This is a genomic window from Enterobacter sp. 186315 (assembly GCF_053290175.1).
Genome location: NZ_JBPTTK010000025.1, coordinates 37,798 through 58,419 on the forward strand (window position 1 = coordinate 37,798; position 20,622 = coordinate 58,419).

The 20,622-nt window shown below is 53.4% G+C and carries 20 protein-coding genes; 8 read left to right on the forward strand and 12 right to left on the reverse strand.

Features of this window, described 5'->3' with window-relative positions:
- Window positions 1-10 precede the first annotated feature (10 nt).
- The 5 genes from fabY to typA all read right to left on the reverse strand — a co-directional run bounded on the left by fabY (window position 11) and on the right by typA (window position 4,862).
- Window positions 11-952, reverse strand: a complete 942-nt coding sequence (gene fabY / locus ACSVHP_RS20340; RefSeq protein WP_234672841.1) for a fatty acid biosynthesis protein FabY — start codon at window positions 950-952, stop codon at window positions 11-13.
- Window positions 953-996: 44 nt separating this feature from the next.
- Entirely contained in the window at window positions 997-1,434 is a 438-nt protein-coding gene (dtd, locus tag ACSVHP_RS20345; RefSeq protein ID WP_447552855.1) for a D-aminoacyl-tRNA deacylase, read from the reverse strand.
- The gene (locus ACSVHP_RS20350) at window positions 1,431-2,312 is read right to left on the reverse strand and encodes a virulence factor BrkB family protein (protein ID WP_234672837.1); all 882 of its coding nucleotides are present in this window, start codon (window positions 2,310-2,312) and stop codon (window positions 1,431-1,433) included. Before ACSVHP_RS20350 ends, dtd begins: the two co-directional genes overlap by 4 nt.
- Window positions 2,306-2,905: a glucose-1-phosphatase gene (yihX, locus tag ACSVHP_RS20355; RefSeq protein WP_447552856.1), complete on the reverse strand. Its 600-nt coding sequence runs from the start codon at window positions 2,903-2,905 to the stop codon at window positions 2,306-2,308. Before yihX ends, ACSVHP_RS20350 begins: the two co-directional genes overlap by 7 nt.
- Window positions 2,906-3,038: 133 nt before the next feature.
- The gene (gene typA, locus ACSVHP_RS20360) at window positions 3,039-4,862 is read right to left on the reverse strand and encodes a ribosome-dependent GTPase TypA (protein ID WP_234672832.1); all 1,824 of its coding nucleotides are present in this window, start codon (window positions 4,860-4,862) and stop codon (window positions 3,039-3,041) included.
- A 378-nt stretch (window positions 4,863-5,240) separates the two neighbouring features.
- Here typA and glnA point away from each other — a divergent pair, with 378 nt between their 5' ends.
- The 4 genes from glnA (at window position 5,241) to ACSVHP_RS20380 (ending at window position 9,513) form a co-directional block, all read left to right on the forward strand.
- Complete coding sequence (gene glnA / locus ACSVHP_RS20365; RefSeq protein WP_234672830.1) at window positions 5,241-6,650, forward strand: glutamate--ammonia ligase; 1,410 nt, start codon at window positions 5,241-5,243, stop codon at window positions 6,648-6,650.
- Window positions 6,651-6,819: 169 nt separating this feature from the next.
- The gene (glnL, locus tag ACSVHP_RS20370) at window positions 6,820-7,869 is read left to right on the forward strand and encodes a nitrogen regulation protein NR(II) (RefSeq protein ID WP_234672828.1); all 1,050 of its coding nucleotides are present in this window, start codon (window positions 6,820-6,822) and stop codon (window positions 7,867-7,869) included.
- 11 nt (window positions 7,870-7,880) lie between these two features.
- Window positions 7,881-9,293: a nitrogen regulation protein NR(I) gene (gene glnG, locus ACSVHP_RS20375; protein ID WP_234672825.1), complete on the forward strand. Its 1,413-nt coding sequence runs from the start codon at window positions 7,881-7,883 to the stop codon at window positions 9,291-9,293.
- Between the two features lie 109 nt (window positions 9,294-9,402).
- Window positions 9,403-9,513 (forward strand): YshB family small membrane protein, encoded by a 111-nt coding sequence (locus ACSVHP_RS20380; RefSeq protein WP_234672823.1) that lies wholly within the window; start codon window positions 9,403-9,405, stop codon window positions 9,511-9,513.
- Between the two features lie 99 nt (window positions 9,514-9,612).
- Here the strand turns inward: ACSVHP_RS20380 and hemN are convergent, their stop codons facing one another.
- Window positions 9,613-10,986 carry an oxygen-independent coproporphyrinogen III oxidase gene (gene hemN / locus ACSVHP_RS20385; protein WP_447552857.1) on the reverse strand — a complete coding sequence of 458 codons (1,374 nt, stop codon included), beginning with the start codon at window positions 10,984-10,986 and terminating at the stop codon, window positions 9,613-9,615.
- A gap of 188 nt (window positions 10,987-11,174) precedes the next feature.
- Complete coding sequence (gene yihI, locus ACSVHP_RS20390) at window positions 11,175-11,690, reverse strand: Der GTPase-activating protein YihI (RefSeq protein WP_234672819.1); 516 nt, start codon at window positions 11,688-11,690, stop codon at window positions 11,175-11,177.
- Window positions 11,691-12,268: 578 nt separating this feature from the next.
- Here yihI and yihA point away from each other — a divergent pair.
- Window positions 12,269-12,898, forward strand: a complete 630-nt coding sequence (yihA, locus tag ACSVHP_RS20395) for a ribosome biogenesis GTP-binding protein YihA/YsxC (RefSeq protein ID WP_234672817.1) — start codon at window positions 12,269-12,271, stop codon at window positions 12,896-12,898.
- A 98-nt stretch (window positions 12,899-12,996) separates the two neighbouring features.
- Here yihA and ACSVHP_RS20400 read toward each other — a convergent pair whose 3' ends face one another.
- Both ACSVHP_RS20400 and polA read right to left on the reverse strand, forming a co-directional pair.
- The gene (locus ACSVHP_RS20400; RefSeq protein WP_071892919.1) at window positions 12,997-13,044 is read right to left on the reverse strand and encodes a spot 42 RNA, inhibition of DNA synthesis; all 48 of its coding nucleotides are present in this window, start codon (window positions 13,042-13,044) and stop codon (window positions 12,997-12,999) included.
- Between the two features lie 166 nt (window positions 13,045-13,210).
- Window positions 13,211-16,003, reverse strand: a complete 2,793-nt coding sequence (polA, locus tag ACSVHP_RS20405; RefSeq protein WP_447552858.1) for a DNA polymerase I — start codon at window positions 16,001-16,003, stop codon at window positions 13,211-13,213.
- 439 nt (window positions 16,004-16,442) lie between these two features.
- On the opposite strand from polA, the gene ACSVHP_RS20410 reads away from it, so the two are divergent.
- The gene (locus ACSVHP_RS20410) at window positions 16,443-17,351 is read left to right on the forward strand and encodes an acyltransferase (protein WP_447552859.1); all 909 of its coding nucleotides are present in this window, start codon (window positions 16,443-16,445) and stop codon (window positions 17,349-17,351) included.
- A gap of 15 nt (window positions 17,352-17,366) precedes the next feature.
- Here the strand turns inward: ACSVHP_RS20410 and dsbA are convergent, their stop codons facing one another.
- The 3 genes from dsbA to ACSVHP_RS20425 all read right to left on the reverse strand — a co-directional run bounded on the left by dsbA (window position 17,367) and on the right by ACSVHP_RS20425 (window position 19,349).
- The gene (dsbA, locus tag ACSVHP_RS20415) at window positions 17,367-17,990 is read right to left on the reverse strand and encodes a thiol:disulfide interchange protein DsbA (RefSeq protein ID WP_234672812.1); all 624 of its coding nucleotides are present in this window, start codon (window positions 17,988-17,990) and stop codon (window positions 17,367-17,369) included.
- A gap of 27 nt (window positions 17,991-18,017) precedes the next feature.
- Window positions 18,018-19,004: a serine/threonine protein kinase gene (locus tag ACSVHP_RS20420; protein ID WP_234672810.1), complete on the reverse strand. Its 987-nt coding sequence runs from the start codon at window positions 19,002-19,004 to the stop codon at window positions 18,018-18,020.
- Between the two features lie 75 nt (window positions 19,005-19,079).
- Window positions 19,080-19,349, reverse strand: coding sequence for a YihD family protein (locus ACSVHP_RS20425; protein WP_014072418.1), 270 nt, complete (start codon window positions 19,347-19,349; stop codon window positions 19,080-19,082).
- Window positions 19,350-19,417: 68 nt separating this feature from the next.
- Between ACSVHP_RS20425 and mobA the strand changes: the two genes are divergently transcribed.
- On the forward strand, window positions 19,418-20,002 hold the full coding sequence (mobA, locus tag ACSVHP_RS20430) for a molybdenum cofactor guanylyltransferase MobA (protein ID WP_447552860.1): 585 nt from the start codon (window positions 19,418-19,420) through the stop codon (window positions 20,000-20,002).
- Entirely contained in the window at window positions 19,999-20,505 is a 507-nt protein-coding gene (gene mobB / locus ACSVHP_RS20435; RefSeq protein ID WP_447552861.1) for a molybdopterin-guanine dinucleotide biosynthesis protein MobB, read from the forward strand. The genes mobA and mobB overlap by 4 nt, the downstream gene beginning before the upstream one ends.
- The last annotated feature ends 117 nt before the right edge of the window (window positions 20,506-20,622 follow it).

Sequence of the window (20,622 nt, forward strand, 5' to 3'; positions counted from 1 at the left end):
GCTCGAGCAGTTACTCCTCCTCGTTCCCACCCTCTTCAAACGCGCCGTAGGGCTTCGCGGGGAGCACGATGTAGGTGCCTTCAAACACGGCGCCTGAGGTGTCATCGCCAAACAGCTCAACCTGCATCTGCACGCGGGCTTTGCGGCCTCGCGCCAGACGGTCGAGATCCCCCCCGAGCGCGCCCAGGTCGGCGACGGCGCTTGGCTTACCGCTGATCGGCGCGCTGTAGCGAATGTGGGCATCGGCCAGAATGATGGTGCCGCCGAGGTGGCGCTCGCGCAGCATCAGCCAGATCAGGCCCCAGCCGGTCAGCGTCGCCAGCGAGAAGAGGCTACCCGCAAACAGGGTGTGGTGCGGATTTTGATTGCCGGTCTCGGGCATAGTGGTAATGAATTTCTGCCCGGTGTACTGCTGAATGCGCACGCCCATCTTTTCACTTAACGGGATGTGCTGATACCAGGCCTGCTGGAGCTGCCCGCACCAGTCGGCGCGGTGCAAAATATCATCCAGCGTGGCGATAGGTTTGATCATCAAAAAGTGACGAATTGGCGTGGTCTGCGGGGCGGTAATCTCCCCCTGATTCACAAAACCGAGCTTGGCAAAGAACTCGACGGCGTCTTCGCGGGCGCTACAGGTGACGCGTTTGACCCCTTCCTGACGGGCGACGGATTCCAGCGTCATCGCCATCAGCGTACCCAGGCCTTTGTCCTGAACGGACGGATGAACCGCCATAAAGCGGATTGAGGCTTCGTTATCGGCGTTGATATACAAACGCCCGACGGCGACCAGGTTGCCCTCTTCGTCCACCACCATCTGGTGATGCGCCATCGCGTCCCAGGCGTCGCGCTCGGAGCCTTTCGGCTGATGTAATGGCTTACGCAACATCTCCCAGCGGAACTGGTAGTAAACGTCTAACTCTTCTTCCGTTTGCGGTACTCGAAGGTGATACATAGCTGTACTCTCTCTTGTGACCCGCGGCCTGACCGCCAGCTGGCTCATACCTGGAGCCAGAACGTGACGGGGCCATCATTCACCAGCGAAACCTGCATATCCGCAGCGAATCGTCCGGTTTGCGTGTTGATATCCTGCTGGCGACAACGCTCAACAAAGTATTCGTATAACGCTTCAGCACGGTCCGGCGCGGCGCCTTTGGAAAAGCTCGGTCGCATTCCCCGCCCGGTGTCCGCCGCCAGCGTAAACTGCGACACCACCAGCACGCTGCCGCCCGCCTGCTGAACGTTCAGGTTCATCTTCCCTTCCGCATCGCTAAAGATGCGATAGCCCAGCACGCGCTCGCACAAGCGGTTGGCTTTCTGCTCGTCATCTTCCTTTTCGACACCCAATAACACCAAAAGTCCCTGGTCAATTTCACCCGTCACCTCGCCCTCCACGGTAACGCTGGCACGGGTAACGCGCTGTATTAATGCAATCATGGTTGGTCTGCTTCTTCTTCTTTTTCAGCCTGTGCGGCTTTTTTGAGTTCGCGGTATACCCCGAGAGTGACAGTTATTTCAGCACCAAGCAAGACGATACACCAGGTCCAGTAGACCCAGACAAACAGGATGGGGATCACCGCCAGCACGCCATAAATCAGCTGATACGACGGGAACATGGTGATGTAAAGCGCAAAGCCTTTTTTTCCCAGTTCGAAGAGCACCGCCGCCACCAGCGCGCCCACTACCGCATCACGGTTAGGCACCCGCGTAGTCGGCACCACGCTGTAGAGCAGCCAGAAAGAGAGCCAGGAGAGGATTAGCGGGAACAGGCGCAGCACGTTGTCGATCGCGCCGTTTAAGTCGCTCGCCCAGCGCAGCGAGAGCAGATAAGAGCTGATCGCCAGACTCGCCCCGGCCAGCAGCGGGCCGAGCGTTAAAATCATCCAGTACACGGCAAAGGAGTAAACCTTGGGCCGCGCTTTTTTACTGCGCCAGATGGTGTTGAGCGCGCTGTCGATGGCGTACATCAGCAGCAGCGCGGTGACGATAAGGCCGCACGCCCCCACCGCCGTCATTTTGCTGGAGTTAGCGACAAACTGCTCGATGTAGTTCTGTATCACATCGCCCGTCGCGGGAATGAAGTTCGCAAAGACGAAATGACGAAGCTGTAGGCTCACGTCCGCGAACATCGGAAAGGCGGAGAACAGGGCAAATACCACCGCCACCAGCGGCACCAGCGAGAGCAGCGACACGTAGGCGAGGTTACCCGCCAGCGTCGTCATGTTGTCCTCATCGATGCGATGCCAGAGCAGCTTTAGCCACGCCCTGAGCGGGCGCGTATGGTGTGTGGCTTTTTGATGAACGGTTTTTAACATAACTGCTTCGCAAAGTAGTTCGGTATGGTCTCTTTTCCGGTCACCAGAATTGAGGTAATACCTAACTGGTTAGCTCCCTCTATATTATCGGCGTTATCGTCGAAAAAGACCGCATCGGCCGCGGAGTATCCTTCCTGCTTTAACACCGCCTCGTAAATTCGCGCTTCCGGTTTGCGCATGCCCATCTCCTGAGAGAGATAAATATGGTTGGCAGCGGCTTGTATCTCCGGGTATTCATCCGGCCAGAAGGTGGTATGCAGTCGGTTGGTGTTTGAGAGAACCACCACGCGATGGCCCTGCGCACGCAGCTTTTGCATGATGTCGATAACGTCCGGGCGGATCGCCACAAATACCGCCTGCCAGCCGTGGGCAAACTGCTCGTAACTTAACGGCAGATCCATCTCGTGACAAAAACGCGCGGCGAACTCTTCATCGCTGATTTCACCGCGTTCATGCTGATGGAAAGTCTCGCCCATCGCGAAGTTCTGTTTTAACGTTGCCAGCGGAACACGGCTAAAATCGCTCCATGCGCCCAGTACGCGATTAAAATCGATATCGACGATCACATTTCCTAAGTCAAAGATATAAAGCATGTTTATCTCCTTTTCGCCGTGGAAAAGTAACTGTAGCGGGAAAGATAAGCTTTGGCTATGAACAGAAACATAACGCCGAAAAAGAAAAACCCCGCCACAAGGACGGGGTTTTAGAGACCTAAAGAAAAGTGAATTACTCTTCTTTCGCACCGCGCATTGCACGTTTACGATCGTTCTCGGTCAGGTGACGCTTACGGATACGAATTGACTGTGGAGTCACTTCTACCAGTTCGTCGTCATCGATGAATTCCAGAGCCTGCTCCAGAGTCATCTTGATCGGTGGAACCAGAACCGTTGCTTCGTCAGTACCGGACGCACGCATGTTGGTCAGTTTCTTACCGGTCAGGCAGTTTACAGTCAGGTCGTTAGAACGACTGTGAATACCGATGATCTGGCCTTCGTAAACTTCAGCACCGTGACCCAGGAACAGCTTACCGCGGTCCTGAAGGCTGAACAGTGCGAACGCAACCGCTTTACCCTGACCGTTAGAGATCAGTACGCCGTTGTTACGCTGACCTACATCACCTGGACGAACGTCGTCGTAGTGGCTGAAGGTGGAGTACAGCAGACCCGTACCGGAGGTCATGGTCATGAACTCTGAACGGAAGCCGATCAGACCACGGCTTGGGATCACGTAGTCAAGACGTACGCGGCCTTTGCCATCTGGATTCATGTTTTTCAGGTCGCCTTTACGCTCACCCAGAGCCTGCATCACAGACCCCTGATGCTGCTCTTCAACGTCCAGCGTTACGTTTTCGAATGGCTCTTGTTTACGGCCATCGATTTCGCGGAAGATGACTTTCGGACGGGAAACCGCCATTTCGAAACCTTCACGACGCATGTTTTCGATCAGAACAGACAGGTGCAGCTCACCACGACCAGACACGCGGAATGCATCAGCGTCTGGGGTCTCTTCAACGCGCAGCGCAACGTTGTGCACCAGCTCTTTGTTCAGGCGGTCAAGGATCTGACGAGAGGTAACGAACTTACCTTCTTTACCACAGAACGGAGAGGTGTTGACGTTGAAGAACATGGAAACGGTTGGTTCATCAACGGACAGGGCTGGCAGCGCTTCAACGTTCTGCGGATCGCAGATGGTGTCGGAGATGTTCAGCTCGCCCAGACCGGTGATAGCGATGATATCACCCGCTTCAGCGATGTCGCTCTCGATACGCTCAAGACCCAGGTGAGTCAGTACTTTACCGACTTTACCGTTACGGGTTTTGCCTTCGCTATCGATGATAGTGACCTGCTGGTTAGGCTTCACTTTACCGCGCTTGATACGACCAATGCCGATTACACCAACATAGTTGTTGTAGTCGAGCTGAGAGATCTGCATCTGCAAGGTGCCGTCGAGATCAACGTTTGGTGCAGGAACACGGTCAACAATCGCCTGGTACAGCGGGGTCATGTCTTCAGCCATGTCTTCGTGGTCCAGACCTGCGATACCGTTCAGCGCAGAAGCGTAAACGATAGGGAAGTCCAGCTGCTCGTCGGTCGCGTCGAGGTTAACGAACAGGTCGAAGACCTGATCCACAACCCAGTCAGGACGCGCACCAGGGCGGTCAACTTTGTTAATAACAACAATTGGCTTCAAACCATGAGCAAATGCTTTCTTGGTTACGAAGCGCGTCTGCGGCATTGGGCCATCCATTGCATCAACGACCAGCAGAACGGAGTCTACCATGGACATTACGCGCTCAACTTCACCACCGAAGTCGGCGTGCCCTGGGGTATCAACGATGTTGATACGGTAGTCATTCCATTTGATAGCGGTGTTTTTAGCGAGGATGGTAATCCCACGCTCTTTCTCCAAATCGTTGGAGTCCATCACGCGTTCTTGAGTTTCAGCACGGGCGTCAAACGTACCAGATTGCTGTAGCAGCTTATCAACCAGGGTAGTTTTACCATGGTCAACGTGCGCGATGATGGCGATATTACGCAGATTTTCGATCACAACTTTGCCTCAGGCATTAGAAATAGCGCGTTATTGTACACGGATTAATCGCACTACAAAACAGGATCACAAACATCCTCCGCTAACAAGTATCGCAGAGATGCTTTGTGATCGCTTTCACGGAGCGTAAAAAGGGCACTTTAACGAAAATTGCACCAATATGGTGCTCAGTGTTCACACTGAAGCACTATACTGGTGCAACATAACCATCGTGGTGCAGCAGTTTTGCACTATGGTGCGCATGATAACGCCTTTTTGGGGTGTTTTAAAAGTTGGCACAGATTTCGCTTTATTAAAAACATGGCAACACAGCCAGCAAAACACAGAATTTGAAGACCTCGTTACCACGACGACAATGACCAATCTGGAGAGTTAAGTATGTCCGCTGAACACGTTTTGACGATGCTGAACGAACATGAAGTGAAGTTTGTTGATCTGCGCTTCACCGATACCAAAGGTAAAGAACAGCACGTCACGATCCCTGCTCATCAGGTGAACGCCGAATTCTTTGAAGAAGGCAAAATGTTTGACGGCTCCTCCATTGGTGGCTGGAAAGGCATTAACGAATCCGACATGGTTCTGATGCCGGACGCGACCACTGCGCTCATTGACCCGTTCTTCGAAGAGTCTACGCTTATCATCCGTTGCGACATCCTCGAGCCAGGCACGCTGCAAGGTTACGACCGCGACCCACGCTCTATCGCAAAACGCGCTGAAGAGTACCTGCGCTCTACCGGCATCGCAGACACCGTTCTGTTCGGGCCAGAGCCAGAGTTCTTCCTGTTCGACGACATCCGTTTTGGTGCTTCAATTTCTGGTTCCCACGTGGCTATCGATGACATCGAAGGCGCATGGAACTCCTCTACCAAATACGAAGGCGGTAACAAAGGTCACCGTCCTGGCGTGAAAGGCGGTTACTTCCCGGTTCCTCCGGTCGATTCTTCACAGGACATCCGTTCTACCATGTGTCTGATCATGGAAGAGATGGGCCTGGTCGTTGAAGCGCATCACCACGAAGTGGCAACCGCTGGTCAGAACGAAATCGCAACCCGCTTCAACACCATGACCAAGAAAGCGGATGAGATTCAGATCTACAAATACGTTGTTCACAACGTCGCGCACCGCTTCGGTAAAACCGCGACCTTCATGCCAAAACCAATGTTTGGCGACAACGGTTCCGGTATGCACTGCCACATGTCCCTGTCCAAGAACGGCACAAACCTGTTCTCTGGCGACAAATATGCCGGTCTGTCCGAGCAGGCGCTGCACTACATCGGTGGTGTTATCAAACACGCTAAAGCGATCAACGCCCTGGCGAACCCAACCACTAACTCCTACAAGCGTCTGGTCCCAGGCTACGAAGCGCCAGTAATGCTGGCCTACTCTGCCCGTAACCGTTCTGCTTCTATCCGTATTCCAGTGGTTGCATCGCCAAAAGCGCGTCGTATCGAAGTGCGCTTCCCGGATCCAGCGGCTAACCCATACCTGTGCTTCGCAGCACTGCTGATGGCGGGTCTGGACGGTATCAAGAACAAGATCCACCCGGGCGAAGCAATGGACAAAAACCTGTACGACCTGCCGCCAGAAGAAGCGAAAGAGATCCCACAGGTTGCTGGCTCTCTGGAAGAAGCCCTCCAGGCGCTGGACGCAGACCGTGAGTTCCTGACCGCCGGTGGCGTGTTCACTGATGAAGCGATTGACGCTTACATCGCGCTGCGTACCGAAGAGAACGACCGCGTTCGTATGACTCCGCACCCGGTTGAGTTCGAGCTGTACTACAGCGTTTAATAAAGTTGTTTTACCCGGCGTGACAAGCGCCGGGAGTAGTTGCCGTGGAAACTTTAGCCCATCTCCGGATGGGCTTTTTTCTCCACCAACAACCTGATCTCACGCGCTTTTCACAACGAAAAAGCTATACTGCACTAAATTAGTGCAACCAACTCCAGGAGACTGCTGAATGGCAACCGGCACGCTGCCCGATGCTGGGCAGATCCTCAATTCTCTTATTAACAGTATTTTGCTGGTCGACGACGAACTGGCCGTTCACTACGCCAACCCGGCGGCGCAGCAGCTGCTCGCCCAAAGCGCGCGAAAACTGTTTGGCACCCCGCTCCCTGAACTTCTGAGCTATTTTTCGCTGAATATTGGCCTGATGCAGGAAAGTTTGCAGGCCGGACAGGGGTTTACGGATAACGAAGTCACGCTGGTGATCGACGGGCGCTCGCACATTTTGTCGCTTACCGCGCAACGTCTGCCGGAAGGGCTGATCTTGCTGGAAATGGCGCCGATGGATAATCAGCGCCGACTGAGCCAGGAGCAGCTCCAGCACGCTCAGCAGATTGCAGCGCGGGATCTGGTGCGCGGCCTGGCCCATGAGATTAAAAACCCGCTAGGGGGCTTACGCGGCGCGGCACAGCTGTTAACCAAAGCCCTGCCCGACCCGGCGCTGGCGGAATACACCAACGTCATCATTGAGCAGGCCGATCGCCTGCGCAACCTGGTCGACAGACTGCTCGGGCCGCAGCAGCCGGGAATGCACATTTCCGAGAGCATTCATAAGGTGGCCGAGCGCGTGGTGAAGCTGGTATCGATGGAGCTGCCGGATAACGTCACGCTGGTGCGCGATTACGATCCCAGTCTGCCGGAACTGGCGCACGATCCCGACCAGATTGAGCAGGTTTTACTGAATATCGTACGTAACGCGCTTCAGGCGCTGGGACCGGACGGCGGGGAAATTATCCTGCGCACCCGCACGGCGTTCCAGCTGACCCTGCACGGCGTGCGCTACCGTCTGGCGGCGCGTATTGACGTTGAAGACAACGGGCCAGGCATTCCATCGCATCTTCAGGACACCCTGTTCTATCCGATGGTGAGCGGCCGCGAAGGCGGTACCGGGCTGGGGTTATCCATTGCCCGCAGTTTGATCGACCAACATTCCGGAAAAATTGAATTTACCAGTTGGCCGGGCCATACCGAGTTTTCGGTGTTCCTGCCGATTAAAAAATAAAGGTGACGTTTATGCAACGAGGGATAGTCTGGGTAGTCGATGACGATAGCTCCATCCGTTGGGTGCTTGAACGCGCGCTCACTGGGGCAGGATTAAGCTGCACGACGTTTGAAAGCGGCAGCGACGTGCTGGATGCACTCACCACTAAAACCCCGGATGTCCTGCTGTCGGATATTCGTATGCCGGGCATGGACGGGCTGGCGCTGTTAAAACAGATCAAGCAACGCCACCCTATGCTTCCGGTCATCATAATGACGGCGCACTCCGATCTGGACGCCGCCGTCAGCGCCTATCAGCAAGGGGCGTTTGATTATCTGCCAAAACCCTTTGATATCGACGAAGCGGTCGCGCTGGTCGAACGCGCCATCAGCCATTATCAGGAGCAGCAGCAGCCGCGTAACGCCCCGGATTTTGGCCCGACCACGGACATCATCGGCGAAGCGCCTGCCATGCAGGACGTGTTTCGCATTATTGGCCGCCTGTCCCGCTCCTCCATCAGCGTGCTGATTAACGGCGAGTCGGGAACCGGTAAAGAGCTGGTCGCCCACGCCCTGCATCGCCATAGCCCGCGGGCAAAAGCGCCGTTTATCGCGCTAAATATGGCGGCCATTCCCAAAGACCTGATTGAGTCAGAGCTTTTCGGCCATGAAAAAGGGGCCTTCACCGGCGCCAATACCATTCGCCAGGGGCGCTTCGAGCAGGCCGATGGCGGGACGCTGTTCCTGGATGAAATCGGCGATATGCCGCTGGATGTCCAGACTCGTCTGCTGCGCGTGCTGGCCGACGGCCAGTTTTATCGCGTCGGCGGCTATGCGCCCGTGAAGGTGGACGTGCGCATTATCGCCGCGACCCACCAGAACCTTGAGCTGCGCGTGCAGGAAGGCAAATTCCGTGAAGACCTGTTCCACCGTCTGAACGTGATCCGCGTTCATCTGCCGCCGCTGCGCGAGCGTCGGGAGGATATCCCGCGTCTGGCGCGTCATTTCCTTCAGGTTGCGGCGCGCGAGCTGGGCGTCGAAGCCAAACAGCTGCACCCGGAAACCGATGCCGCCCTCACCCGTCTGGCGTGGCCGGGCAACGTGCGTCAGCTGGAAAACACCTGCCGCTGGCTGACGGTAATGGCGGCCGGGCAAGAGGTGCTGATCCAGGATTTACCGGGCGAACTGTTTGAAGCCACCGCGCCGGAAAGCAGCACCGGACACGCGCTGCCGGACAGCTGGGCAACGCTGCTGGCACAGTGGGCCGACCGCGCGCTGCGTTCCGGTCATCAAAACCTGCTTTCAGAGGCTCAGCCCGAAATGGAACGCACGCTGTTGACCACCGCGCTTCGTCATACGCAGGGCCATAAGCAGGAAGCGGCACGCCTGCTGGGATGGGGGCGAAACACCCTGACCCGCAAGCTGAAAGAGCTCGGAATGGAGTGATTTTCACCGCTGTGTAAAGATGAAGAATTGAGCGCAAACTGGCGTTATTTTGCGCTTTACTGTTCGAATAAGTTTTGTATGATCGTGCCCGGAAATTGGGGGGAACATCATGCTGGAATCATTAGTGAATATGCTCTCTAGCGGAGCAGTTGAAGGCCATACGCCACAAACCGCGGTTGCCGCCGTGCTGTGTGCGGCGCTGGTCGGGCTGTTTAGCTAGCGGGTTTGAACATAAAAGCCGGGTGGCGGCTACGCCTTATCCGGCCTACAAAAGCGTGAAATGTAGGCCGGGTAAGCGAAGCGCCACCCGGCAACCCAGTTAAATTACCCGCGAAAACTGCTGCATCCGCGCCTTCTGACGCAGATAGGCGTCGAAGCACATGCAGATATTACGAATCAACAAACGGCCTTTTGGCGTCACTTCAATTGCACCTTCTGACACATCCACCAGCCCGTCTTTCGCCAGCGGCGCGAGCAGCTTCAGGTCTTCCGCGAAGTAATCACCAAAGTTCAGGTCCCACTGTGTTTCTACCTCGCTGAAATCGAGGCGGAAGTTGCAGATAAGCGCCTTAATCACGTCCCGGCGAATGCAGTCATCGCGCGTCAACGCGATCCCGCGCCACAGGGCGTTACCCGTTTCATCGACCTGCTGATAGTACAGCTTTAGCTCTTTCTGGTTCTGCGCGTAGCAGTCCCCGATCATGCTGATGGCTGAAACGCCCATGCCGAGCAAATCGGTATCGCCCTGCGTGGTGTAGCCCTGGAAGTTACGATGCAGAACGCCTTCACGCTGGGCAATGGCCAGCTCGTCGTCCGGGCGGGCGAAGTGATCCATACCGATAAACTGATAGCCGGTCTCGGTCAGGGAAGTAATGGTTTCCTGCAAAATATCCAGCTTCTGCTGGGCAGACGGGAGATCGGCATCTTTGATTTTGCGCTGCGCGGCGAACAGGGTCGGCAGGTGGGCATAGTTAAAGACGCTGAGGCGGTCAGGGTTAAGCTCGGCTACGCGTTTTAGCGTAAAGGCGAAGCTTTCCGGCGTCTGTTTTGGCAGGCCGTATATCAGGTCGATATTGGTCGAGGTAAAGCCGATATCACGCGCATGGTTCAGCAAGGCGAAGATAAACTCTTCATCCTGCTCGCGGTTTACCAGGCGCTGCACCTCTTTGTTGAAGTCCTGCACGCCCATGCTCAGGCGGTTAAACCCTTCGGCGCGTAAATGATCCAGCACGTCCAGCTCAATTTCACGCGGATCCACTTCGATCGAGATTTCAGCGTCATCGTTAAAACGGAAGTTCGCGCGCAAAAGCGTCATCAGACGGCTGATTTGCGCTTTGTTCAGATAGGTTGGCGTACCGCCGCCCCAGTGAAGCTGGCTGACGTGACGGCCAGTAAAGAGCGGTGCGCGATGCAAAATTTCCTGCTCAAGCGCATCCAGATACCGATCGGCCTTGTGCTGCTGGCGGGTGACGATTTTATTGCAGCCGCAGAAGTAGCAGAGCTTATGGCAGAACGGAATATGGACGTAAAGCGATAGCGGACGCTCGGGATAGCGCGCGACGGCCTGCTGAAAATCCGCCTCGCCGAAAGCATCGGAGAATTCCAGCGCGGTGGGGTATGAGGTATAGCGCGGCCCGGAATAGTTATATTTCTGGATTAGGGCCAAATCCCAGTCGATAGATGGTACAGACATGCTCACTCCTTCCGTTGGTGTCGCGTTCGTACACGGCGGCCCGCCCTGGCCCCACTGCGGGCCATCATACGGGTGCGCAGCCACTTCTGTCGCCGCGACAACCGCCGTAGTTTAACGAATAACCACACCAGATAACATATAACCGGAAGGGTTATAAGCAGGACGGCTGTACCTGCCGGGTGCAAATGTTAGTTTCCACCCTTCAGAAGACGCATCATATCTTCCTGTTTCTCGTCTTCTTCTTCATCTTCTTCGTCGTCATACGACAGACCCAGTTTCTGCATCAACTCGTCGATACGATCCAGTTTGGCATCCACCCAGGACTGCTCTTCAGCGGTCAGGGATTCACCCTCTTCAAGACGTTCCAGCAGCGCGTCCAGGCGCTCATCGTTCTCCAGCAAATCCAGCTCAGCCTGCGGTGAAAGCATAGGTTTCTCGCTCTTTGGTTTGTGCTGCTTAGTGACCGGGGTGTCTGTCACGCCCAGTGGAATGGGAGTTTTACTGCCGATACGGGGATCTTTCTGCGCGCTGCCTTTTGCAGACGTGCCCGCTGCACCGCTGCCGCTGGCACGGCTACCCGCTGCATGGCCACGATGCTTTTTATCGCGTTTGCGATCGCGCGCTTCCTGGTTCAGTTCTTCGCGCGTTTTGCGGCGTGCTTTTGCCGGGCGTTTAGCGCCCGCTGCGGATGTCGGTTTTTTCATGATGTTTATCTTAAGGTGTTTTAATCAGTATAGAATTGCGGCGAAATCTAGCAGAAAGCAAGCAAAGAAAAAAGGCGACAGAGCAATCTGTCGCCTTTTTTCCTGACTCACAACCCTTAACGGGTCAGACATTCCTTGTTTGCCAACAACGAACCCTGTTTATCCTTTGGCTTATACCGTCCGTGATACGGTTCCTTTTCCCTTTCAAACGCCTCCTGGCGCGTTGTCATCCTGACAATCCTGTGTCTTCGCCTCCTGGCGCTCCTGACCCTTATCCCTAAGTCATTATCCTGTTGGCATCCTCGCCTTGACGCACACTTTACCTTTTTCCATAAAACTGACAATACGTTAAAAGGTACAAATTTAGATTTTCAGATTAATACCCAAATATAACCGTTTGATATAATTGAATTTACGTTTTTTAACCCCTGCGATTTCTCTTAGATCTCCCATAGCAACAATGGCAAATATCCTACAGTTACTGTGGTTTTAACCTACAGGCAATTCACGATGGGAAAAGCCTTTTGCCCGCATTCAGGTATAATCCCCACCAGATTACGATTTTTGGAGACGACCACGTGACTACCTGGAACTACCAACAGACGCATTTTGTCACCAGTGCGCCTGATATTCGCCACTTACCTTCTGATACAGGTATTGAAGTGGCATTCGCTGGCCGCTCCAATGCGGGTAAATCCAGCGCCCTGAATACGCTGACCAACCAGAAAAGCCTGGCGCGTACCTCAAAAACGCCTGGCCGTACTCAGCTGATTAACCTGTTTGAAGTCGCTGAGGGTAAGCGCCTGGTCGACTTACCGGGCTATGGCTACGCGCAGGTGCCGGAAGAGATGAAAATCAAATGGCAGCGCGCGCTGGGGGAATACCTCGAAAAACGCCTGTGCCTGAAGGGTCTTGTGGTGCTGATGGATATTCGCCATCCGCTGAAAGATCTCGATCAGCAGATGATCGACTGGGCCGTCGCAAGCGACATCGCGGTGCTCGTGCTGTTGACCAAAGCCGATAAGCTCGCAAGCGGCGCGCGTAAAGCGCAGGTGAACATGGTTCGCGAAGCGGTGCTGGCGTTTAACGGTGATGTTCAGGTCGAGCCTTTCTCATCCCTGAAAAAGCAGGGCGTAGATAAGCTGCGTCAGAAGCTCGATAGCTGGTTTAACGAGCTGGAACCCGCGACAGAAGCGGAAGAAGAGTAAAAAAAGCGCGGCAATGCCCGCGCTTTTTTATTGCCACAATTTTTCTTTGCCGCAATAAAAAACGCCCCAGTCATTACTGACTGGGGCGGCTAAAATATTCAGCCAAATCCGATTACGTGAAGTAAAAGGTCTGAAAGATAGAACATCTTACCTCTGTACCCTACGTCGATAACTCTACTCTTTTTTTTTCGAAGGAAAAAGCACTTTTTGTAGTTTTTTTTCATTCTTTACATAGGGAATTCTAATGATCGTCACAAAACGCACCTTGTTATGTTGCAAAGTTACATAAAAGGCGCGTTATTCATTGGACGCTTAGTGAGCCTGATCCCAGTTTTCGCCACTCCCGACTTCCACCAGCAACGGCACATCCAGTTTCATGCTGCTTTCCATCAGTTCGTGGATCTTTTTCGACACCTCGGTCAGGTCGTCTTTGTGCACTTCGAACACCAGTTCATCGTGAACCTGCATGATCATACGCACGCGCGGTTTCTCTTTTTCCAGCCATGCATCAACCGCAATCATCGCCCGTTTAATGATGTCAGCCGCCGTACCCTGCATCGGGGCGTTGATCGCCGCACGCTCAGCGCCGGCGCGGCGCGCGGCGTTACTGGATTTGATGTCCGGCAGATACAGACGACGGCCGTCCAGCGTTTCAACATATCCCTTCTCTTTCGCCTGGGCGCGAGTACGCTCCATATACTCCAGCACGCCAGGGTAACGCTCGAAGTAGAGATCCATATACTTTTGCGACTCTTTACGCGGAATGTTGAGCTGGCGTGAAAGACCGAACGCGCTCATGCCGTAAATCAGACCAAAGTTGATCGCCTTCGCGCTACGACGCTGCTCGTTGGTCACGCTTTCCAGCGGCAGACCAAAGACTTCCGCTGCGGTCGCGCGGTGGATGTCTTTGCCCTCTGCGAACGCGGTCAGCAGCCCCTTGTCGCGGGACAGGTGGGCCATAATGCGCAGTTCGATTTGCGAGTAGTCAGCGGAGACAATCAGGTAATCATCCGGTGCGATAAACGCCTGACGAATACGACGCCCCTCTTCGTTACGAACCGGGATGTTTTGCAGGTTAGGATCGGTGGATGACAGTCGCCCGGTTGCCGCCACCGCCTGATGATACGAGGTATGCACGCGACCCGTTTTTGGATTAATCATCAACGGCAGCTTATCGGTATAGGTCGACTTCAGCTTCGCCAGCCCGCGATATTGCAGAATGACCTTCGGCAGCGGGTAATCCAGCGCCAGCTCTTCAAGCACCTCTTCCGACGTTGACGGCGCCCCGCCAGGGGTTTTCTTCAAGGGCTTAATCCCCTGCTTTTCAAACAGGATGGTTTGCAGCTGCTTCGGTGAGGAGAGGTTAAACGCCTCGCCTGCAAGCTCGTGCGCCTTTTGCTCAAGCTCGGTTAAACGCTGCGCCAGCTCCCCGGAATGGTTATGCAGCACCGTGGGATCGATTTTAACGCCGTTGCGCTCAATACGAGACAGCACAGGCACCAGCGGCATTTCGACGTGCTGGAACACGTTCAGCGGCCCCTCCTGCTTTTGCAGTTTTGGCCACATCTTGAGATGCAGTTGCAGCGTGACGTCAGCGTCTTCTGCCGCGTAGCGACCCGCCTCTTCCAGCGCAATCTGGTTAAAGGTGAGCTGATTTTTGCCCTTACCGGCAATCTCTTCGAAGGTGATGGTTTTATGCTTCAGCCAGCGATCGGAGAGGGAGTCCATATCGTGACGGCCGGCAACGCTGTCCAGAATGTAAGATTCCAGCATCGTATCAAAGGCGATACCGCGCAGTTCAATACCGTAATTTTGCAGGATCCCGCGATCGTATTTGAGGTTTTGCCCCACCTTAAGCAGCTTGTCATCTTCAAGAAGCGGTTTTAGCAGCTCCAATACGCGCTCGCGTGGGATCTGATCCGGCGCATCGAGGTAATCATGAGCAACGGGGACATAGGCCGCCAGGCCCGGCTCTGTGGCAAATGAAAGCCCCACCATGTTCGCAGAGATGTTATCGAGGCTGTCGGTTTCGGTGTCAAAAGCAAAAACAGGTGCCTTTTTGAGTTTTTCGATCCAGGCAACCAGCTGCGACTCATCAAGGATGGTTTCGTAGCGATCGGAAGAGAGCGCCGTGGCTTCTTCTTCTGCCTGCTCTTCTGCATCAACGGTGAGGGTTTCTTTTGGCTTCGCAGCGGGTTTTGCCCCTTTCGCCTGGAGCCATTTCCCGGCTTCGACGTCTGCCGTCCAGCGTTTGAATTCGTATTTTTTAAACAGGCCCAGCAGCTCTTCCGCTGCCGGCTCTTGTACTTCGAGCTGTTCGCAGGTCAGCTCCAGCTCAACGTCGGTTTTGATCGTCGCCAGCTGATAGGAGAGGTAAGCCACCTCTTTATTTTCTTCGAGCTTCCCGGCCATGGTCTTCGCGCCGCGGAAGGTGAGCCCGGCGATTTTGTCGGACTCTGCATAGAGCGTATCCAGCCCGCCCAGTCCTTGCAGCAGCGCCTGAGCGGTCTTTTCACCCACGCCTGGAACGCCCGGAATGTTATCGGACGAATCGCCCATCAGGGCGAGGAAATCGATAATCAGCTCCGGCGGCACGCCATATTTCGCCACCACCTCATCAGGACCAAGAATGGTGTTCGTCATGGTGTTAATCAGGGTGATCCCAGGGCTGACCAGCTGCGCCATATCTTTATCACCGGTGCTGATCAGCACCGGGCGGCCCATTTTCTCCGCCTCACGCGCCAGCGTACCGATAACGTCATCAGCCTCTACCCCGGATACGGCCATCAGCGGCAGACCCATCGCTTTAACCATCGTATGCAGCGGCTCGATCTGCGCGCGCAGATCGTCAGGCATCGGTGGACGGTGCGATTTATAGTGTTCAAACAGCTCGTCGCGGAAGGTTTTACCCTTCGCGTCAAAGACGACCACTGCATGGGTTGGCTGATACTGGAGGATAAGGCTGCGCAGCATGTTCAACACGCCGTACATTGCGCCGGTTGGCTCCCCCGCGCTGTTGGTCAGAGGAGGAAACGCATGATACGCCCGATACAGGTAAGAAGAGCCGTCGACGAGAATAAGAGGGTTTTCTGGGATCTGAACCATGATGTCCGTGCCTTTAATCAATTTATGCGTAAAGGATGCCACATAAGGACGAAAACATCAGTTTTTAGCTCTAAAAGCAGGAAAAGATTTTGGGATCGTGAAGATCGCTCGCAAAACTCAATCTGTGGATAAGTTTGTGCATATTTTTATTTACGATGAGAAATAGCGATCTTCGCTACTACACGATCGTTAATTTTATATTTAATATCAACGCATTAAATAACGATCCAGCCGCTTTATTGACAACTGATGACTATTTACTCCATGTGGATATAAGCCTCACACATTTCGAAATTATAGATAAATCGTCTGCCAGAAACGGGTTGCATCAATGTCACCGTATGAAAGCGCCAATCTTTTACCCGATTTCTGGTAAAATCAGCGCCCTGCGCCGGCTTACCGGGCATCAACACACTCTAACCATCTGAAAAAACTCAAAATGTCGAGATTACTCGCTGCGATAACCCTCCTGTTAAGCATCATTTTAACTGTTCTGGTGACTATCGCCTGTTCTGTGCCCATTATCGGCGCCGGAATCATTAAGCTGCTAATACCTATTCCCGCCGTCTGGCGAGCGGTTTCTGCATTTTGTAACGTCATGATGTTTTGCTGGTGTGAAGGTCTGGCGATATTACTTCGTCTTAACCCACATCTGAAATGGGATATTCAGGGCCTGGAAAGACTGGACAAAAAGAACTGGTATTTGCTGATCTGCAACCACCGTAGCTGGGCAGATATTGTCGTTCTCTGCGTATTGTTCCGCAAACATATTCCGATGAATAAGTACTTTCTCAAGCAGCAGCTGGCCTGGGTGCCGTTTATCGGCCTGGCATGCTGGGCGCTGGATATGCCGTTTATGAAACGCTACTCGCGCAGCTATCTTATTCGCCATCCGGAGCGTCGCGGTAAAGATGTAGAAACCACGCGCCGCTCGTGCGAAAAGTTTCGTGCGCATCCCACCACGATAGTTAACTTTGTTGAAGGCTCCCGTTTTACGCAAGAAAAACGCCTGCAAACGCGCTCGCCCTATAAGAACCTTTTGCCGCCCAAGGCAGCGGGCATTGCGATGGCGCTCAATGTGCTCGGTGAGCAGTTTGATAAATTACTGAACGTCACGCTCTGTTATCCACAAAACGATCGTACGCCGTTCTTCGATATGCTGAGCGGAAAACTAACGCGTATTGTTGTGCGCGTTGACCTGATGCCTGTCGACACCGAGCTGCACGGTGATTACATTAACGATAAGAACTTTAAGCGTCGTTTCCAGGTTTGGCTTAATACGCTCTGGAAAGAGAAAGACGAGCAGATAGACAACATCAAATCTTCATACAAAAACGCCGGTCAGTGACCGGCGTTTTCTTTTTTACTTCTTCTCAACCAGATATTTCACGGTATCTGCATACTGCTGTACGAAGATATCCATGCTGCTGGTGTCCATACCCTGCATGTTCAGCTGGTATTTGCCGTTCACATACATTGCCGGTACGCCCTGCAATTGCAGGTCAGCAGCGGCTTTCTCTTGCTGAGCCACCAGGGATTTCACCACGAAGCTGTTCCAGGCCGCATCGTAATCTTCAGCCTTCACGCCTGCATCCACGAACACCTTACGGATGTCTGCTGTGGTCTGAACGGTCTGGGTTTTCTGCACGGCTTCAAACATTGGAGCAGTGATTTTATCTTCCACGCCCAGCGCAATCGCCACCGCCCACGCCTGAGTGAGGTCTTTACCCAACGGGCCCAGGAACTCAACGTGGTACTTGGTCATTTTGGTGCCTTCAGGCAGCTTTTTCTTCACGTTGTCGGAAACATGAAGAACCTCCTCGAACTGATAGCAGTGAGGGCAGTAAAAAGAGAAGAACTCCAGCACCTGTGGCTCGCCAGCAACCGGCTTCTCAAGCGTGGTGAACTGCTTACCTTCAGTAAACTGTGCAGCAGAGGCGCTAAATGCCAGAATCATACCTGCCAGCGCTAGCCATACTTTTTTCATGATCAACTTTCTCCTGGGTGTGTTCGATTAATACATTGGCGTTAATTGCAGTGGAGGTTCCTGAAGAACCTTAACCTGCTCAGTAAAAGTGGATATTTGGTTTCGCCAGTAATCTTCTCCGGTTAACCACGGGAAGTTTTTGGGAAACGCGGGATCGTCCCAACGCCTGATTAACCATGCGAGATAATAAACAAAACGCATCGCACGTAAAGGCTCAATCAAGGCGATTTCATCTGAATTAAACTCGGTGAATTCTTCGTATGCTTCAATGATGGTTTCAAGCTGCATACGTTGCTCGGCTTTATCACCGTTAAGCAGCATCCACAGGTCCTGAATCGCGGGTCCCATGCGGGCATCATCCAGATCGACAAATAGCGGCCCATCGCGCCAGAGAATATTTCCGGCATGGCAATCGCCGTGCAGACGAAGCACGGGAATATCATCGCGCCAGCAGGTTTTCACCGCAGAAATAAGCTTATCCGTCGCATCGAGGAAATTATCCTTCAGCTTTCCGGGGATAAGCGTCGTGTTTTCGAAGACCTGACGTGGCTCAAGAAGGTATTCCTGAATGCCCATTGTCGGACGGGCAATAAACGGTTTTTTGCTGCCGGTTTGATGAATACGACCAAGATAGCGAGCGACCCACTCCATCTGATCGATATTATCGGCTTCAAACTGCCGACCGCCCAGGCTAGGAAATACGGCAAAGAAGAAACCCTGATGCGTTAGCAGCGATTGATCGTTAAATTTCAGCGGCGCGGCAACCGGGACATCATCTTCCAGTAAATCATGGGCAAACTGATGTTCTTCCAGGATTTGTTCCGCAGACCAACGCTCGGGGCGATAGAATTTTACGACGAAGCGCTGACGATCCTCGTCCTGAAACTGATAGACGCGGTTTTCGTAGCTGTTTAAGGGAGTTAACCCGGAATCCACGCGAATACCCCGATCGAAAAGGGCATCCATAATGGTATCCGGGTGCAATGTCTGGAAAGTAAAAGCCTGGTCGTTCATCCGATCATCCGGAAAATATACGAATGATTCAGGATATCATTTTGTGGCGATTTCGGTGCCGCCGCTTACAAGCTTTTACTCTTTAATTACGCCGCGCGCCCGCAGTAAGGCGGTTTTAAAATCTTCTTCGTAATCTTTCTGAATGCCCGGAATAACCGCATCTTTGGCGGAGTCGCGCATTTTAAGGTGGTAGATCAGGATGTCGTCAGAAAGGTCTGTCAATTCACCGTCATAACCTGACTCTTTCGCCAGTTTCTGTAAAAATTGCATCAGGTTCAGCTCGGGTTCTTTCTGCCAGGCTGGCTGGAGGAGTTCGATAACTTCGTTCAAACGTTTACATTTCATGGTGGTGCTCCTTTCATTGAGAAAGACACGTTAGCAGGGTCAATCCCACAATAAAAGAGGCGATATTCTTGAACCAGTATCTGGAAATTACCGGCGTTGTTCTGGCAGGTGGAAGGGCGACGCGTATGGGTGGGAAAGACAAAGGCTTGCAGGTGTTAAACGGTAAACCGCTATGGCAGCACGTGGCAGAAACCCTTGAACCACAAGTGACGTCGATTGCCATTAGCGCTAACCGCCATATCGAGATATATCAACGCAGTGGATTGCCGGTTTATGAGGATACTCTTGCAGATTACCCCGGCCCCCTTGCCGGTATGCTTTCTGTGATGCAGCAATCCTCCGCAGAGTGGTTTCTCTTTTGCTCATGCGATACGCCGTTTATTCCGGCTTGCCTCGTTGAACGCCTGATAAAACACCGCGAGCAATCTCCCGTTGTCTGGGTACACGACGGTGAACGCGATCATCCCACAATCGCTCTGATGAACAAGGGGTTGATACCACAACTGGAAACCTATCTGGCCGCTGGAGAGCGGCGGGTCATGGTGTTTATGCGCCAGGCTGGGGGACATTCTGTTGATTTTAGCGATTGGAAATCTTCGTTTATCAACGTGAATACACCGGAAGATCTGGAAATGATGCAGGTGAAAAAATGATACCCGTTTTAGCCATCGCTGCGTGGAGCGGAACAGGAAAGACCACCCTTCTGAAAAAGCTGATCCCTGCGCTGTGTGAAAAAGGGATCCGGCCGGGCTTAATCAAGCATACGCATCACAATATGGATGTCGATAAACCGGGTAAAGACAGTTATGAGCTGCGCAAAGCCGGTGCGGCGCAAACGCTGGTAGCGAGCAATCAGCGCTGGGCATTAATGACCGAAACACCAGATGAACAGCCGCTGGATCTCGCTTATCTGGTGAGCAGAATGGACCATTCAACGCTGGATCTGGTCCTTGTCGAAGGGTTTAAGCACGAATCGGTAGCAAAGATCCTGCTTTTCAGGTCCGATGCGGGCCATGACATCAAAGAATTAACGCTGGATGAACACGTCATTGCTGTCGCCAGCGACAACAGACTCGATCTATCTGTACCAGTTTTAGATTTGAATGATGTCGATGCAATAGCATGCTTTATTCAGCACTGGATGGCAGGCCAATAAGCCTGTTTTTAAGACAGGTACAAACGCAAAAAGGCCATCCTTTCGGATGGCCTCTTCACTTATTTGATGCCTGGCAGTTCCCTACTCTCACATGGGGAGACCCCACACTACCATCGG